This window comes from Reyranella sp. (genome assembly GCF_965249915.1).
GTDB lineage: Bacteria > Pseudomonadota > Alphaproteobacteria > Reyranellales > Reyranellaceae > Reyranella.
Map to the genome: position 1 here is coordinate 1,909,477 of NZ_OZ252257.1, position 15,953 is coordinate 1,925,429.

The 15,953-nt window shown below is 67.1% G+C and carries 14 protein-coding genes; 6 read left to right on the top strand and 8 right to left on the bottom strand.

Annotation, left to right across the window (positions count from 1 at the left end; translation table 11 throughout):
- Nucleotides 1–280 precede the first annotated feature (280 nt).
- Nucleotides 281–1,558, bottom strand: coding sequence for a phosphopyruvate hydratase (gene eno / locus ACP15H_RS09610; protein ID WP_425065972.1), 1,278 nt, complete (start codon nt 1,556–1,558; stop codon nt 281–283).
- 120 nt (nt 1,559–1,678) lie between these two features.
- Between eno and nthA the strand changes: the two genes are divergently transcribed.
- The gene (gene nthA / locus ACP15H_RS09615; RefSeq protein ID WP_425065973.1) at nt 1,679–2,275 is read left to right on the top strand and encodes a nitrile hydratase subunit alpha; all 597 of its coding nucleotides are present in this window, start codon (nt 1,679–1,681) and stop codon (nt 2,273–2,275) included.
- A gap of 15 nt (nt 2,276–2,290) precedes the next feature.
- Nucleotides 2,291–2,908: a nitrile hydratase subunit beta gene (nthB, locus tag ACP15H_RS09620; RefSeq protein ID WP_425065974.1), complete on the top strand. Its 618-nt coding sequence runs from the start codon at nt 2,291–2,293 to the stop codon at nt 2,906–2,908.
- 100 nt (nt 2,909–3,008) lie between these two features.
- Here nthB and ACP15H_RS09625 read toward each other — a convergent pair whose 3' ends face one another.
- The gene (locus ACP15H_RS09625) at nt 3,009–3,920 is read right to left on the bottom strand and encodes a LysR family transcriptional regulator (protein WP_425065975.1); all 912 of its coding nucleotides are present in this window, start codon (nt 3,918–3,920) and stop codon (nt 3,009–3,011) included.
- A 100-nt stretch (nt 3,921–4,020) separates the two neighbouring features.
- Between ACP15H_RS09625 and ACP15H_RS09630 the strand changes: the two genes are divergently transcribed.
- Both ACP15H_RS09630 and ACP15H_RS09635 read left to right on the top strand, forming a co-directional pair.
- Nucleotides 4,021–5,025: a tripartite tricarboxylate transporter substrate binding protein BugD gene (locus ACP15H_RS09630; protein WP_425065976.1), complete on the top strand. Its 1,005-nt coding sequence runs from the start codon at nt 4,021–4,023 to the stop codon at nt 5,023–5,025.
- A gap of 13 nt (nt 5,026–5,038) precedes the next feature.
- Nucleotides 5,039–6,115, top strand: coding sequence for a tartrate dehydrogenase (locus tag ACP15H_RS09635; protein ID WP_425065977.1), 1,077 nt, complete (start codon nt 5,039–5,041; stop codon nt 6,113–6,115).
- A 77-nt stretch (nt 6,116–6,192) separates the two neighbouring features.
- Here ACP15H_RS09635 and ACP15H_RS09640 read toward each other — a convergent pair whose 3' ends face one another.
- The 5 genes from ACP15H_RS09640 to tpiA all read right to left on the bottom strand — a co-directional run bounded on the left by ACP15H_RS09640 (nt 6,193) and on the right by tpiA (nt 10,860).
- Nucleotides 6,193–7,110: a peptidoglycan-binding domain-containing protein gene (locus tag ACP15H_RS09640; protein ID WP_425065978.1), complete on the bottom strand. Its 918-nt coding sequence runs from the start codon at nt 7,108–7,110 to the stop codon at nt 6,193–6,195.
- A gap of 1 nt (nt 7,111) precedes the next feature.
- Nucleotides 7,112–7,873 (bottom strand): hypothetical protein, encoded by a 762-nt coding sequence (locus ACP15H_RS09645; protein WP_425065979.1) that lies wholly within the window; start codon nt 7,871–7,873, stop codon nt 7,112–7,114.
- Between the two features lie 61 nt (nt 7,874–7,934).
- Nucleotides 7,935–9,563, bottom strand: a complete 1,629-nt coding sequence (locus ACP15H_RS09650) for a CTP synthase (RefSeq protein WP_425065980.1) — start codon at nt 9,561–9,563, stop codon at nt 7,935–7,937.
- A gap of 99 nt (nt 9,564–9,662) precedes the next feature.
- Nucleotides 9,663–10,052 carry a preprotein translocase subunit SecG gene (gene secG, locus ACP15H_RS09655; RefSeq protein WP_425065981.1) on the bottom strand — a complete coding sequence of 130 codons (390 nt, stop codon included), beginning with the start codon at nt 10,050–10,052 and terminating at the stop codon, nt 9,663–9,665.
- 52 nt (nt 10,053–10,104) lie between these two features.
- On the bottom strand, nt 10,105–10,860 hold the full coding sequence (gene tpiA, locus ACP15H_RS09660; RefSeq protein ID WP_425065982.1) for a triose-phosphate isomerase: 756 nt from the start codon (nt 10,858–10,860) through the stop codon (nt 10,105–10,107).
- A 139-nt stretch (nt 10,861–10,999) separates the two neighbouring features.
- Between tpiA and ACP15H_RS09665 the strand changes: the two genes are divergently transcribed.
- Nucleotides 11,000–12,928, top strand: coding sequence for a peptidyl-prolyl cis-trans isomerase (locus tag ACP15H_RS09665; protein ID WP_425065983.1), 1,929 nt, complete (start codon nt 11,000–11,002; stop codon nt 12,926–12,928).
- 10 nt (nt 12,929–12,938) lie between these two features.
- Complete coding sequence (trpE, locus tag ACP15H_RS09670) at nt 12,939–14,471, top strand: anthranilate synthase component I (RefSeq protein ID WP_425065984.1); 1,533 nt, start codon at nt 12,939–12,941, stop codon at nt 14,469–14,471.
- Between the two features lie 99 nt (nt 14,472–14,570).
- On the opposite strand, the gene ACP15H_RS09675 is transcribed toward trpE, so the two are convergent.
- Nucleotides 14,571–15,947: an amidohydrolase family protein gene (locus ACP15H_RS09675; RefSeq protein WP_425069876.1), complete on the bottom strand. Its 1,377-nt coding sequence runs from the start codon at nt 15,945–15,947 to the stop codon at nt 14,571–14,573.
- Nucleotides 15,948–15,953 lie beyond the last annotated feature (6 nt).

Genomic DNA, 15,953 nt, shown 5'->3' on the forward strand with positions numbered 1-15,953 from the left:
GTCAATCAAGTAGTTGCCTTCGTCAATTATATACGAATCCGTCGTCTCGACCGGAACCTCGCCCCTCGAATACCTCAGGGTAAACTCCACGAGGCGTAGTGGAGAGACCGTCTCTCGACGATTAGCCGGCTCTTGGTAGAGAGAAGATCTCTCCGCTACGCGGCGGAGCCTGCCCCGAGGGCTTCCGAGGGGGCGCTCCGGTCGAGATGACGGGCGAGATATGACCAGGCATGAAAAAGGGCCGCCGAAGCGACCCTTGATCGTCTCGATTGCTCCGCGCTCAGCCGCGCAGGATCGACGTCCCGGCGTAGCGGGCCTGGGTGCCGAGCTGCTCCTCGATGCGCAGGAGCTGGTTGTACTTGGCCAGGCGGTCCGAGCGCGACAGCGAGCCGGTCTTGATCTGGCCGCAGTTGGTGGCGACGGCCAGGTCGGCGATGGTCGCGTCCTCGGTCTCGCCCGAGCGGTGGGACATGACGGCGCCGTAGCTCGCATTGCGCGCCATCGAGACGGCTTCCATCGTCTCGGTCAGCGTGCCGATCTGGTTGACCTTGACCAGGATCGCGTTGGCGAGCCCGTCCTTGATGCCCTGCTCCAGCCGCTTCGGGTTGGTGACGAACAGGTCGTCGCCGACCAGCTGGATCTTCTTGCCGAGCTTGTCGGTGATGGCCTTCCAGCCCTTCATGTCGTCCTCGGCCATGCCGTCCTCGATCGACACGATCGGGTAGCGCTTCACGAGATCGGCGTAGTAGTCGACCATGCCGGCGGCATCGAACGACTTGCCCTCGCCCTCCATCTCGTACTTGCCCTTCTTGAAGAACTCGGTCGAGGCCGGGTCGAGCGCCAGCATCACGTCCTCGCCGGGCTTGTAGCCGGCCTTCTCGATCGCCTTCATGACGAAGGACAGCGCCTCGTCGGCCGTCGCGAGGTTCGGCGCGAAACCGCCCTCGTCGCCCACGTTGGTATTGTGGCCGGCGTCGTGGAGCTGGCCGCGCAGCGCGTGGAAGACCTCCGAGCCCATGCGCAGCGCCTCGGCGAAGCGGTCGGCCTTCACCGGCATGATCATGAATTCCTGGATGTCGATCGGATTGTCGGCATGGGCGCCGCCGTTGATGATGTTCATCATCGGCACCGGCAGCACCGAGGCCTGGCTGCCACCGACATAGCGGTAGAGCGGCAGGCCGCTGTCCATCGCCGCGGCCTTGGCGACCGCGAGCGAGGCGCCGAGGATCGCGTTGGCGCCGAGGCGGCCCTTGTTCGGGGTGCCGTCGAGCTCGATCAGGGCGCGGTCGATCTTGATCTGCTCCAGCGCGTCGAGGCCGGACAGCAGGTCCATGATCTCGCCGTTCACGGCGGCGACCGCCTTGAGCACGCCCTTGCCGCCGTAGCGCTTCTTGTCGCCGTCCCGCAGTTCGACCGCCTCGTGCGCGCCGGTCGAGGCGCCGGACGGGACGGCCGCACGGCCGATCGCGCCGCTGTCGAGTTCGACTTCGACTTCGACGGTGGGATTGCCACGGCTGTCGAGGATTTCGCGGCCGCGGACTTCAGCTATGGCGCTCATGAGAAAAACTCCTGTTTGGCGCGGCCTGTCTAGCCCGCGCGGACGGCGGCGAGCAAGTGACGCGATGGCGCGCACTTCCTATACTTCCCCGCGAGAATTGCCGCCGCCTGGGAGAAAACAATGCCCGATCAGACCCATCAGCATCAGGCCACCGCGTCCGTCGAAGCGCGGACCGATGCCATCGAGGCCGCCTTCCACGAACGTGGCATGGAGCCCGCCAACTTCATCCGCGAGTTCAAGCACCTCGCCGAGGAGGAATGGATTCCGGAGAACGGCGCGCGCGTGGTCGCCAAGGCCTGGACCGATCCCGCCTTCCGCGAGCGCCTGTTCGCCAACGGTCGCGAGGCCGTGACCGAGCTCGGCCTCTCGATGCCGCCGCATCACCGGCACCTGGTGGTGCTCGAGAACACGCCGAGCGTCCACAACGTGATCTGCTGCACGCTCTGCTCGTGCACCGCCTTCTCGATCATCGGCCTGCCGCCGGACTGGTACAAGGACCTGGAGTACCGTGCCCGGATCGTGCGCCAGTCGCGCACCGTGTTGAAGGAGATGGGACTCGACTTGCCGGCCGATATGGAGATCCGCGTCTGGGATACGACGGCCGACACGCGCTACATGGTGCTGCCGCTACGCCCGGAAGGCACGGAGGGCTGGTCCGAGGAGAAGCTCGCCGGGCTGGTCACCAAGGACTCCCTGATCGGCGTCTCGCGCCTCTAGGACCGGAGAGACATCATGGACGGCATGCACGATCTCGGCGGCAAGCAGGGCTTCGGCCGGGTCCGCTATTCGCTCCGCGCCCAGACCTTCCACGAGCCGTGGGAGAAGCGGGTCAACGCGCTCTATTCGCTGGCGGTGAAGCTCGGCATCTTCAACATGGACGAGTACCGCCACGCCATCGAGCGCATGGAGCCGCGCCATTATCTGTCGGCCAGCTACTACGAGCGCTCGCTGACCAGCCTCGCCACGCTTTGCGTCGAGAAGGGCATCCTCACCCAGGAGGAGCTGGAGCGCCGCGCCCAGGGCGCGTTCCCCCTCTCCTCGCCCAGCGCCCCCGGCCGCAGCAACGTCGCTACGCGCGAGACGCTGAAGGTCGGCGACAAGGTCACGGTGAAGACCGACTACGTGCCGGGCCATGTCCGCATGCCGGGCTACATCCGCGGCAAGAGCGGCGTGGTGGTCGGCGTATCCCCGCCCTACCCGTTCCCCGACGCCCACGGTCACGGGATCGAGGCCGAAGACGAACCCACCTACGACGTCCGCTTCGACGCGCGCGATCTGTGGTCCGACTCGGCCGACCCGGCCTTCGTCCATGTCGGCGTCTTCGAGAGCTATCTGGAGCGCGCGAAGTAGTTATGAATGTCGTCCAGAGCGCAGCGAAGGACCTGGCGGAACGACCAAAGTACTCCTGAGCAAATGCTGGATCCTTCGCTGCGCTCAGGATGACAGGAAATCACGCCCCCGCCGCGTAGCGTGGCAGCCGCAGGAGGGCGAGCAGTTCGTCGCGCAGCGGGTCGCGCGAATTGCGCAGCCACGCCGCGGCCATTGGCAGGAGATCGAGGCCTGCCGTCTCGCGCGAGGCGAGCGGCACGAAGCGCACGCCCGCCACGCCCAATCCCGACGCGCGTCGCGGCACGATGGCCAGCCCGAGCCCGGCCGCCACGAGGTTGACGATGGTCTGCTTTTCCTCGGCGATCTGGGAAAGGTTGGGCCGCAGGCCGGCCCGCTCGAACAGCTTGATCGTGAGATCGTGGCTGTGCGGGCGCGAACTTCGGTCGGGAACGATCATCGGCTCTCCCGCCAGCGCCTCGATGGACAGCCGCCGACGCCCCGCCAAGCGATGGCGCGAGGGCATGGCGACGACCGGCGTCTCGTGGAAGAGCATCATCAGCTCGATCCGCTTGTCGAGCCGTTCGGGCGGCCGGATGAAGGCGATGTCGAGACGGCCGGACAGGATCTTTGGCACCAGACGGATGGTTTTGTCCTCGACCAGCTGAACCGCCGCCGACGCGTGCAGCTCGCGAAAATCGCGCAGGAGAGCCGGCACGAGTCCGGCCGCCGCCGTGTCGATCGCGCCGATGCGGACGGGGCTGCGCGCGCGCCGGCGCCCCCGCTCGCGCACCTCGGCCGCCAGCGCATCGGCACGGGTCACCAGCGCGCGGGCATCGTCGACGAATGCCGCGCCGTCCTGCGACAGCATCACGTTGCGCGTGGTCCGGACCAGCAGCCGCGTGCCGAGCGAGGTTTCGAGCAGACGGATGTCGCGGCTGAGCGCCGACGGCAGCATCTCGAGCCGGCGGGCCGCGCGGCCGAAATGGAGTTCGTCGGCGACCGCCAGAAAGCAGCGAAGCTGATGCAGGTCCACGCCTGATTATATCAGAAATTTGTATAATCGATCGCCAATTGCGGCACGCTCCCCGCATCCCTAAGGAGGGTTCAAATCGAATAATTCCGGGAGTGAAACCATGAGCTGTCTTCGTCGTTCGCTGCTCACCGGCGCGCTTGCCGCGTCCGCGGCCCTGGTCGCTTCCACGATCGCCGGAACCTCGTTCGCCCAGGGTACCTATCCCAGCAAGCCGGTCACGCTGATCGTACCGGCCGCCGCCGGTGGCCCCACGGACACGGTGGCGCGCCTCATCGCCGAGTCGATGACCAAGACCTTCGGGCAGACCGTCGTCGTCGAGAATGTCAGCGGCGCCGGCGGCACGATCGGCATGGCCAAGGTCGCCCGGGCCGCCCCGGACGGCTACACCATCGCCGTCTGGCACATCGCACAGGCCACCGCCCCTGCCCTCTATGACGGGCTCAAATACGACGTCGTGGGTGACTTCGACCATCTCGGCCGCATCACAGACGTGCCGATGACGCTGGTCTCCAAGGCCGGCCTGCCGCCCAAGGACATCGCCGAGATCGTCGCCTGGATGAAGGCGAACCAGGGCAAGGCGACCTACGGCCATGCCGGCATCGGCTCGGCGTCGCACCTCTGCATGCTGATCCTGATGAAGGAGCTCGGCATCAAGATGGAGGGCGTCGGCTATCGCGGCACCGGGCCGGCGATGAACGACCTGATCAGCGGCACCTTCGACGTGATGTGCGACCAGACCACCAACACGACCGGCCACATCAAGGACGGGCGAATCAAGGGCTATGCCGTCACCACCAAGGCCAGGGTTCCGTCGCTGCCCGATCTGCCGACCCTCGACGGCGGCGGCCTGCCCGGCTTCGAGGTCTCGGCCTGGCACGCGCTCTGGGCGCCCAAGGGCTTGCCGAAGGATGTCACCGACAAGCTCGTCGCCGCGCTCAAGATCGCGCTGAAGGACCCCAAGGTCCTGGAACGCTTCGCCGGCCTCGGCACCGAGCCCGTCGCGGAGTCGCAGGTCAGCCCCGAGGCGCTGAAGACCTATCTCGAATCGGAAGTGAAACGCTGGGATGCCGTGATCAAGGCAGCCGGCGTCAAGGCCAGCAATTGAACCGGAGACACTGATGAAGAGCTACAAGATCGCGGCCATTCCCGGCGACGGCATCGGCACCGAAGTCGTGTCGGCGGGAGTCGAGGTGCTGGAAGCCATCGCGCGTCGCGAGGGCAGCTTCGCCTTCGAGATCGACCATTTCGACTGGGGCGGCGACTACTACAAGAAACACGGCCGCATGATGCCGGTCGACGGGCGCGAGCAGATCGCCAAACACGATGCGATCCTGTTCGGATCGGCGGGCCATCCCGACATTCCCGACCACGTCACCCTGTGGGGACTTCGGCTGGCGATCTGCCAGCCCTTCGACCAGTACGCCAACGTGCGGCCGACGCGGGTGCTGCCTGGCATCACCTCGCCGTTGCGCCATGTGAATGGCGGCGAACTCGACTGGGTGATCGTGCGCGAGAACTCCGAGGGCGAATATTCCGGCGTCGGCGGGAGGGTCCATCAGGGCTCGCCGATCGAGGCGGCAACCGACGTGTCGATGTTCACGCGGGCCGGGGTCGAACGCATCCTGCGCTTCGCCTTCAAGCTGGCGCAGTCGCGGCCGCGCAAGCTGCTCACCGTCGTGACCAAGTCGAATGCCCAGCGCCACGCCATGGTGATGTGGGACGAGATCGCCAGCGAGGTCGCCGCGGAGTTCCAGGACGTCACCTGGGACAAGATGCTGGTCGATGCCATGACCATGCGCATGGTGATGAAGCCCGGCAGCATCGACACGGTGGTGGCGACGAACCTGCATGCCGACATCCTCTCGGACCTGGCGGCCGCCCTGGCGGGCTCGCTCGGCATCGCGCCGACGGCCAACCTCAATCCCGAGCACGCCTTCCCGTCGATGTTCGAGCCGATCCACGGCTCGGCCTTCGACATCATGGGCAAGGGTGTGGCCAATCCCATCGGCACCTTCTGGTCGGCGGTGATGATGCTGGAGCACCTGGGCGAACCCGCAGCCGCCGGCCGCCTGATGAAGGCGATCGAGCGGGTCACGGCCGACAAACGCTTCCACACGCCCGACCTTGGCGGCACCGCCCGGACAGCCGACGTCACGAAAGCCGTGATCGAGGCGATCCATGGGGAGAATATTTAAGGGCGAAGCGATTGCAACGGAGCGCGCCACTCCGTGGCGCTCATGATTGCGCCACTGGAGTGGCGCGCTCCAATGATCTACCGCCAGGCGCTCTTCAGCGCCTGGTCGGTCTTCCACTTCTCGACCGCTGCGACGTCGTCGCAGGTGAAGGCCTGGGGGTTCTTGCGCGGGCTCGCTTCGATCCAGGCGAAGACCAGGCACTGGCCGTAGGTCTTGTCGCCCTGCTTCGTCTCGAACTTCACTTCCGTCGACGTGGCGGCACCGGCCTTGGCGTCGCCGTAGTCGTCGATCACGGGCGTGATCTCGCCCACGCTGCGACCGGCCGTCTTGTTGTCGGCGTACCATTTGGCGAAGGCGGTGAACTGCTCGCCCGCCACGCCCTTGCCGTCGGCGGCAACGTAGGCCTTGAGGTCGCGCACGAGAGCCTGGGCCGCGGCATTGGCCTTGGGCTCGGCGGCCTTGCGGCGTTCGGCGAGCCTTGCCTGAAGGGCCTTCAGCGCATCGGCATTGGAGGGCTGGGCCGGCTGCAGAGGCACCGGCGCGGCGGTCTGCGGCGGCGGGGCCTCGAGCCGGCGGATCGGCGCACGGGCGGCCTCGGCGTTGAGCTGGGCTGCCTCCTGGGGCGTCAGTTTGCCGACGACGGGCGTGTTGCGGCCCTTCTGCCAGTCGCCGATCGCCTTGACCGTGGCTTCGGACTGCAGGTTGCCGTCGATCGGGCCATTGTACTTGTCGAGGGTGCGCAGGGACTCCTGAATCTTCCTTCGGTCGGCGTCGGGACTGTTGAGCACCGTGGTGTAGTCGGGCGGCGGCGCCGGGCGCGCCGCGACGGGCGCAGGAGCCTGAGCCGGCGGCGCGGCCGCGGCGCCCCCGCCTCCTCCGCCGCTCGCGCAGGCGCCGGGATTCTGGAAGCAGCGCTCGACCTCGCCCGCGCTCTGCGCCCATGCGACAGCCGGCGCCAGCAGCGCCAGGGAGACGAGGCCCGTCGCGAGACGCATCTCAGATACCGCCATAGGTGTTGGCCGCAAGCTGCGCCGGCAGGCCGATCACCATCACGACGGGCTGGCCACGACCGGTCTGCCCGCGGGCGATGATGTGGTCGTTGGGCGCACCGGTCTTGCTCTCGTAGCTGCCGCGGCCGGCAAACTTGCCGCCGAAGCAGGAGATCGAGAACTGGCCGCTGCCGGGATTCTCGTTGGTCATCGTGCCGGTGCAGACCTGTTCGCCCCGGGGATTCTCGACCGTGAAGGTGACCGAGCGGTCCCGGCCGATCAGCGCGCCGTATCTCACGAGGCCGTTCAAGCGCGCGATGTTGCCGCGATCGTCGCGATAGAAGATCGAGGTCGGACCGTAGGCGTCGTCCGGCATGTCGGACCTGGGAACCATGTATTTCTCGTCGCTGATCACGACCTGACACCGGCAGTCGACGCCGTAATTCTCGCCCAGCGGGCCGAGCTCGGCGAGCCGACGGTTGCAGTTCGATACGGCAATCTGCTGCACCTCGCTTTCGCTCTGCTGCCCGCGTGTATAGGCATCGGCATAGAGGAAGGAGCATTGCTTCGGCATCGGGATGGCCACGACCTTGTGGCTGGCGGAGTTGGTCTCCGCATTCACCCAGTAGCGGTTCGCCATCTCGGCAAAGCGCAGGAAGATGGGATCGCGCCGTTCGGCCTTGCCATAGGACTGTGCCCAGGCGGTCGAACCCAGGATTGGACCGAGCGAGACGATGGCGAGCAGGACAGAGGCGGCAATTCGGTACATGGCACCGAATTCACCTGAGAAAGGTGACCGAAATGCGACCCGGCCGCGGCCCCGTCCTTGCCTAGACGAGGCGACTCTGTGTCTTCGCCGCCCCGATGAACGAGGTGAACAGCGGATGCGGCGCGAAGGGACGCGACTTCAGCTCGGGGTGGAACTGGACGCCGATGAACCAGGGATGGTCGGGAATCTCGACGATTTCGGGCAGGATGCCGTCGGGCGACATGCCCGAGAAGCGCAATCCCACCTGCTCCAGCCGGTCCTTGTAGTTGACGTTCACCTCGTAGCGATGGCGGTGCCGCTCGCTGATCACGTCCTGGCCGTAGATCTCGTGGACCTTGGTGCCGGGCCGCAGATGCGCCGGATAGGCGCCCAGCCGCATCGTGCCGCCCAGGTCGCCGTCCGCCGAGCGCTTCTCGAGCTGGTTGCCCTTCATCCACTCGGTCATCAGGCCGACCACCGCATGATCGGTCGGTCCGAACTCGCTCGACGAGGCGGTTTCGATGCCCAGCAGGTTCCGCGCCGCCTCGATCACCGCCATCTGCATGCCGAAGCAGATACCGAAGAACGGCACCTTGCGTTCGCGCGCGAACTTGACCGCGTGGATCTTGCCCTCGGTGCCGCGTTCGCCGAAGCCGCCGGGCACCAGGATGCCGTGGACATGCTCGAGATGGCTGACGGCGTCGTCGCGCTCGAAGATCTCGGAGTCCATCCACTCGAGACTGACCTTCACGTTGCTGCCGAAGCCGCCATGCGTCAGCGCCTCGGACAGCGACTTGTAGGCGTCGAGCAGCACCGTGTACTTGCCGACCACCGCGATGGTCACCTTGCCCTCGGGCTCGCGCACCGAACGCACGATGCCGCGCCAGCGATCGAGGTTCGGCTCCTCCGCCGGCAGGCCGAAATAGCGGCAGACCTCGCGGTCGAACCCGCGGTCGTGATAGGCGATCGGCACCTGGTAGATCGTGTCGACGTCGCGCGCCTCGATGACGCGTTCGGGCTTCACGTTGCAGAACAGAGCGATCTTGCGCTGCTCGTTCTGCGGGATCTCCTTGTCGCCGCTGCGGCAGACCAGCAGGTCGGGCTGGATGCCGACGCTCAGCAGTTCCTTGACCGAATGCTGGGTCGGCTTGGTCTTGAGTTCGCCCGCCGTCGGCACCCACGGCAGCAGCGTGAGATGCACGTACATCGTGCGCTCGCGGCCGAGTTCGTTGCCGACCTGGCGGATCGCCTCGAGGAACGGCAGGCTCTCGATGTCGCCGACCGTGCCGCCGACCTCGACCAGGACGAAGTCTTCCTTGTCGGTGTCGGTGAGGACGAATTCCTTGATCGCGTCGGTGACGTGCGGGATCACCTGGACCGTTGCGCCGAGATACTCGCCGCGCCGTTCCTTGGCGATCACGGTCGAATAGATGCGGCCCGTGGTGATGTTGTCGCTCTGGCGGGCGTCGACGCCCGTGAAGCGCTCGTAGTGGCCGAGGTCGAGGTCGGTTTCCGCCCCGTCGTCGGTCACGAAGACCTCGCCGTGCTGATAGGGGCTCATCGTCCCCGGATCGACGTTGAGATAGGGGTCGAGCTTGCGCAGGCGGACCTTGTAGCCGCGCGCCTGCAGCAGCGCGCCGAGCGCCGCCGAGGAAAGCCCCTTGCCAAGCGAGGAAACCACGCCGCCCGTTATGAAAATAAAGCGCGTCATGGGCCTACAGCATACAAGCGCTTGTGGAGCGCAGCCATGGGGATATCGCCCCGCCGGAGACATTTCGGCGGAGGTGGGAAGCTGATTTCATGTCGGCCCTTAGCGGGTGGGAGCTGCGGGTTGCGCCGGGGCGGCGGGTGCCGTCGGCGCAGGCGCCATGCCGCCCGGAGCAGCGGGGGCGGCAGGCGCACCCGATCCGACCGGCGCGCGATCCATGATCGACCTCGTGGCACGGACCGGATCGGTCATGCTCCACGCCATGATCAGGCTCAGCACGAAGAAGATGCTCGCGAAGATACCGGTCATCCGCGACAGGATGTTGGCCTGGCCGCGCACCGAGAACAGCGCGTCCGACCGGCCACCCATGCCGAGACCACCGCCCTCGCTGCGTTGCAGTAGGATCACGACGATCATCGCGCTCGTCACACAGACGTGGATGACGAGCAGCACGAGGCGCCATTCGTGGAGAAAGTGTCTTACGGCGTCCATTTTTGTCCAGCGCTAGAAGGGCATCTTCGCCAAGCGGGCGCTTCTAGCTCCTTTAGGCGGCCTTGGCGATAGCCAAAAATTCCGCGGCGTTGAGGCTCGCCCCGCCGACCAGGGCGCCGTCGACGTCGCCGGCGCCCAGGAGCTCGACCGCATTGCTGCCTTTCACCGACCCGCCGTAGAGCAGCCGCACCCCGGCCGCCTCGCTGGTCAGCCCGCCCAGCACCTTGCGAATATGCGCGTGAGCTGCAGCGACTTCGGCCACGGTCGGCGTCTTGCCGGTGCCGATCGCCCAGACCGGCTCATAGGCAACGACCAGATTGGCGGCCGTCGCCCCGACCGGCACGCTGCCCCTGAGCTGGCTCTCGAGCACCGATAGCGTGTCGCCCGACTCGCGCTCGGACAGGGTTTCGCCGATGCAGACGATCGGCAGCAGCCCGGCGCGCCAGGCGGCTTCGGCCTTGGCGCGTACGATGGCGTCCGTCTCGCCGCAATCGGCGCGGCGCTCGGAGTGGCCGACGATGACGTGGGTCGCCCCGGCATCCTTCAGCATCTCGGCGGAGACGTCGCCGGTATGGGCACCGCTCGTCTTGGCGTGGCAGTTCTGGCCGCCGACCAGTAGGCCGCTTCCCGCAGCGGCCTCGACGACCGCGGCGACCAGGGTCGCCGGCGGGCAGACCAGCAGCTCGCGGTCGCTCCAGCCGGCCTGCTTCACGCCGGCGGCAAGTTCCCTGGCGAGGGCAAGGGCGTCGGCCTTGAGGCCGTTCATCTTCCAGTTGCCCGCGATCAGCGGCCGTCTCGTACGCGCCATCGAATGTCCCCTTCCCGTTCCGCCCAATCTATTGCGGGCGTATCTAAAGGCGGTGGCGTTTACGGTCAAAGGTCGCTTGGTTGCCTGTCCATGGGGCGGGTGGTAGGCATGGCGCCCCTTAAAGAACCCTGTCCGGCCCGTGAATCAGTTCCGCAAGTACGCTCGCTTCATCGTTCTCTCCATCCTCTTCGGCATGCTGATCATCAGCTTTGGCCTGTGGGGCGTCGGCGACATGCTGAAGGCGGTCGGGCGCAGTACCGAAGTGGCGCATGTCGGCGGCACCAAGATTCCCCTGTACGGATGGGTCGGCGGTGCGCCGGTCTATGCGACCGAGGTGCGCGAGCAGTTCAATCGCCAGCTCGAGGCGATCCAGCGCCAGACCGGCCAGCGCCCGGAACAGGAGCAGGCGCTGCGCTACGGCCTGCATGTGCGCGCCCTCGAAGAGACGATCCAGCGGGCCGTCCTCGACTACGCCGTGCGGGAGTTCGGCCTGACGGTGAGCGACGAGGAAGTCCGTGCGGCCATCGCGCGCAACCCGGCCTTCCAGGGCACCGGCGGGGCGTTCGATCCCTTGCTCTATCGCAACCGCCTGCAGCAGGCCCGTATCACCGAACCGCAGTTCGTGGCCGACATGCGTCGCGAGATTGCCGCCAGCCAGCTGTTCGGCGTCGTGCGCGCCGACGGCCTCGCGCCGGTGTCGCTGCGCAACGACATCTTCAAGCTCGAGAGCGAGAAGCGCACCGCCGAGACGATCTACATTCCCGATTCCATCGTCGTGGATGTGCCGAAGCCGACGCCGGAACAGCTCAACACCTATTTCGAGGCCAACAAGGCCAAGTTCCAGGTGCCGGAGTTCCGCGCCTTCTCCTACGTCATGATCACGGTCGACGACGTGGAGAATCAGGTGGCCGTCACCGCCGACGCGCTGCGCCAGGAATACGATGCGCGCGCCGCCGAGTTCGGCACGCCCGAGAAGCGTGACGTCGACCAGGCGATGACCGACACCGAGGACAAGGCCAAGGCGATCATCGCCGCCGTCCAGGGCGGCAAGTCGCTGGAAGATGCGGCCAAGGAAGTCACCGGCAACGCCGACGGTGTCATCAAGCTCGGCCCGGTGACCAAGAAGGATCTGCCGCCCGGCCCGCTGGCCGACGGCATCTTCGGCCTGCCCGAAGGCATCGCGGCGGCGCCGATCCAGTCGCCGCTCGGCTGGCACATCGTGCGCATCAACAAGATCGAGGCCGGCAAGTCGGTGCCGTTCGAAGAGGTCAAGGAGAAGCTCGAGAAGGATCTGAAGGCCCAGCAGGCCCCGGACCTCCTGGTCAAGCTGGTGACCGATTTCGAACGGGTGCTGGGCAAGACCCAGTCGATGAAGGCCGCCGCCGAGGATCTCGGCCTCAAGGTCAGGACCTACGAGAACGTCGATGCGCGCGGCCAGGACGCCGCCGGCAAGCAGGTCGTGATCGGGCCCGCGGCTTCCGAACTGATCCAGGCGGCCTTCGCGACGCGCGAGAGCGCCGAGAGCGAGCTGCTGGAAACCCAGCGCGGCGAGTATTTCATCGTGCGGACCGACCGCATCACCCCTGCCCGCACGCCGGCGCTGTCCGAGGTCGAGGCCCGGGTCACCACCGCCTGGCAGGCCGAGGAGCGCCGCAAGCTGGCCGACGAGAAGGTCAAGGCCGCGGTCGAGAAGGCCAATGCCGGTACGGACTTCGCGGCCCTCGCCAAGGAACTCGGCCTGGAGGCGCGCATCGCCAAGCCGGTCACCCGCTTCGAGGCCGATGCCGGGAACTATCTCAGCCAGCCGGTGGTCCAGGAGCTCTTCAAGCTCGCGCCCGACAAGACCCAGTCGGTGCGGACCGGCGAAGGCAGCGTGCTGGTTCGCGTGAAGTCCGTCGAACCGCCGGACCTCTCCAAGGACAAGGAGCAGCTCGACCGCTTCGGCAAGCAGCTCGACACGATGGTCGCCAACGACCTGATCCTGCAGCTCATCGCGGCGCTCCGCGCCAAGTATGGCGTGACCGTCGACGAAGCCGCCTTCCAGGCGACCTTCGCGACCCAGCAATAGAAGACTGCCCATGTCGATCTCGCCCGACTTCGACGCCTTCGCGGCGCGCTATGACTCCGGCACACCGCAGGTCGTCTCGACCAAGCTGGTCGCCGACCTCGAGACTCCCGTCTCGGCCTATCTCAAGCTGGCCGACGGCCGCGCCAACTCCTTCCTGCTGGAGTCGGTCGAAGGCGGTTCGGTGCGCGGCCGCTATTCGATCATCGGCTTCAAGCCGGACGTCGTGTGGCGCTGCCGCAAGGGCCAGGCCGAGATCAACCGTCGCGCCCATACCGATTCCCAGGCCTTCGTGGCGCTCGACGGCCGGCCGCTGGAGACGCTGCGCGCCCTGATCAAGGAATGCCAGATGGAGCTGCCGGCGGACCTGCCGCCGATGGCGTCGGGCCTGTTCGGCTTCCTGGGCTACGACATGGTCCGCGACATGGAGCGGCTGCCCGACACCAATCCCGATCCGATCGGCCTGCCCGACGCGATCATGGTGCGGCCGACCCTGATCTGCATCTTCGACCGGCTGGAAGACAACGTGACCCTGGTCACACCGGTCTGGCCGCAGAAGGACATCAGCGCCCGCGCCGCCTACGAGGCCGCGCAGGAGCGGCTGGGAGATGCCGTCTCCGACTTCGAGCGCACCCTTCCCTTCCGCCGCGACAGCGCCGACGACCTCGATGCCCTGCCCGAGCCGCAGGCCAACATGTCGAAGGACGATTTCAAGAAGATGGTCGAAACCTGCAAGGAGTACATCCGCGCGGGCGACGCCTTCCAGATCGTGCCGTCGCAGCGCTTCTCGCTGCCCTTCAAGCTGCCGCCGCTCTCGCTCTACCGGGCGCTGCGCCGCATCAACCCCTCGCCGTTCCTGATCTTCTTCGATTACGGCGACTTCACCATCGTGGGCTCCTCGCCGGAGATCCTGGTCCGGCTGCGCGACGACACCGTCACCATCCGCCCGCTCGCCGGCACGCGCCGCCGCGGCGCCACGCCCGAGGAAGACAAGCAGCTCGCCGAAGAGCTGCTGGCCGATCCCAAGGAGCGCGCCGAGCATCTGATGCTGGTCGACCTCGCCCGCAACGATGTCGGCCGCGTCTCCAAGATCGGCTCGGTCCGCGTCGTCGAGCAGTTCACCATCGAGAAGTACAGCCACGTCCAGCACATCAGCTCCCATGTCGAGGGCAAGCTCGAGGACGGGCTGGATGCGATCGACGTGCTGAAGGCGGGCTTCCCGGCCGGCACGCTCTCGGGCGCGCCCAAGGTGCGCGCCATGCAGATCATCGACGAGGTCGAGCCGGTCCGCCGCGGCATCTATGCCGGCTGCGCCGGCTACTTCGCGGCCAACGGCACGATGGATACCTGCATCCTGCTGCGCACCGGCCTGGTGAAGGACGGCACGATGTACGTCCAGGCCGGCGTCGGCGTGGTGGCCGATTCCGACCTCGAAGCCGAGTACCAGGAGAGCGTTCAGAAGGCGCGCGCCCTCGTGCGGGCCGCCGACGAAGCCGTCCGGTTCGCCAGCGCGGGTCAGTGGAGCGCCGGAAACACGCGGCGTTGAGCCTCTTGTCATCCTGAGCGAAGCGAAGGATCTCGCGCCCGCTCAGGAGTCAGTCGGTCGTTCGGCCAGGTCCTTCGCTGTGCTCAGGACGACACGTGTTTACGGCAAAGCGTCCGGCGAGAAACCCGCCGGCGGCTTGAAGCGGGTCTTGAAGGTCCGCGACCAGGCCTCGTTGGCGATGCGCTGGGCGTCGCGCAGGATCTTCTCCTCGTCCATCGTCAGCACGGCGCCGTCCTTCATCACCCACTTGCCGTCGACCATCACCGACTGCACGTCGCGCGCCTGGCCGTTGTGGACGAAGTCGGAGACGACGCGCAGCACCGGGATCAGGTGGGCGCGCTGCAGATCGACCATGATCAGGTCTGCCTTGTTGCCGGGCGCCAGCCAGCCGCCGTCGGGCACGCCCAGCGCCCGGTAGCCGTTGCGCGTCGCCCAGCGAAGCGCCCGTTCAGGCGTCGGCTCCCGCCCGTCCTCGCGGCGGACGCGCTCCATGAACAGGCCGGTGCGGACCACCTCGACCATGTCCTCGGCCATGTTGTCGGAGCCCATGCCGATGTTGCAGCCGTAGCCTTCCAGATCGGCGATGCGCGGGCTGAGGCCGCGGCGCGCCGCGATGGCCGAGTTGAACGAGACGTTGACCTGCGCCTCGCCCAGAAGCTTCTCCTCAGACGGCTCCATGCAGCGGCAATGGGCGCAGATGATGCGGTCGTTGAGGAAGCCCAGATCGGCGAGATACTCGGTCGGCAGGCGGTTGCGATGGGCGCGCACGGCCGCCACCTCGCCCCAGATCTGGTTGAGGTGGATGGTGATCCGCGTGTCGAGCTGCTTCTGCAGTGCGCTCAGGTCCTGCAGCAATTCCGGAGAGCACATGTCGGGCGCCCAGGCCGAGATGGCGATGCGCAGCCGTCCGTCGGCCTTGCCGTTCCAGTCGCGATGATTGCGTTCGATGGTCTTGATGTGCTTTTGCCCCAGCGCGCGGTCGAGCTGGTATGGCGCGGGATCGCCGATCGAGGTGCCGATGCGGTCGTAGGCGCGCTCGGCCAGCAGGAAGCGCATCCCGGTATCGGCCAGGGCGCCGGCATAGTGGTCGACGTCGTTGGAATCCTCGAGCACATGCGTGGTGCCGCTGCGCACCGCCTCCAGCGCGCCCAGCAGCGCAAAGGCGCGGCGCTCGTCGGGCGTCATCTCGGGCAGCGGGATCGGCGACAGGCCGCCCGAGAAAGGCGGCTTGTGCGGCGGCGACAGGTCCTCGAACACGCCGCGCGCCAGCGTCATCGTGAAATGTGTATGGATGTTGGCGAAGCCCGGCATCACGAGCTTGCCGCTGCCGTCGATCTTCTCGGCGGCGGGATACTGCGCCAGCACCTCGGCGCTGGGCCCGATGGCGGCGATGCGCTCGCCCTCGATGGCGATGGCTGAGTTGTAGTGGACGCTGTCGGCATCGTCGACGGTGACGATGGCGGCGTTGTGAATCACGATGGT

Coding starts and splice junctions, on each gene's coding strand:
- secG (WP_425065981.1), bottom strand. CDS start 10,052: ATGGACGCCGTAAGACACTTTCTCCACGAATGGCGCCTCGTGCTGCTC.
- ACP15H_RS09635 (WP_425065977.1), top strand. CDS start 5,039: ATGAAGAGCTACAAGATCGCGGCCATTCCCGGCGACGGCATCGGCACC.
- nthA (WP_425065973.1), top strand. CDS start 1,679: ATGCCCGATCAGACCCATCAGCATCAGGCCACCGCGTCCGTCGAAGCG.
- ACP15H_RS09645 (WP_425065979.1), bottom strand. CDS start 7,873: ATGTACCGAATTGCCGCCTCTGTCCTGCTCGCCATCGTCTCGCTCGGT.
- trpE (WP_425065984.1), top strand. CDS start 12,939: ATGTCGATCTCGCCCGACTTCGACGCCTTCGCGGCGCGCTATGACTCC.
- ACP15H_RS09630 (WP_425065976.1), top strand. CDS start 4,021: ATGAGCTGTCTTCGTCGTTCGCTGCTCACCGGCGCGCTTGCCGCGTCC.
- tpiA (WP_425065982.1), bottom strand. CDS start 10,860: ATGGCGCGTACGAGACGGCCGCTGATCGCGGGCAACTGGAAGATGAAC.
- eno (WP_425065972.1), bottom strand. CDS start 1,558: ATGAGCGCCATAGCTGAAGTCCGCGGCCGCGAAATCCTCGACAGCCGT.
- ACP15H_RS09640 (WP_425065978.1), bottom strand. CDS start 7,110: ATGCGTCTCGCGACGGGCCTCGTCTCCCTGGCGCTGCTGGCGCCGGCT.
- ACP15H_RS09650 (WP_425065980.1), bottom strand. CDS start 9,563: ATGACGCGCTTTATTTTCATAACGGGCGGCGTGGTTTCCTCGCTTGGC.
- nthB (WP_425065974.1), top strand. CDS start 2,291: ATGGACGGCATGCACGATCTCGGCGGCAAGCAGGGCTTCGGCCGGGTC.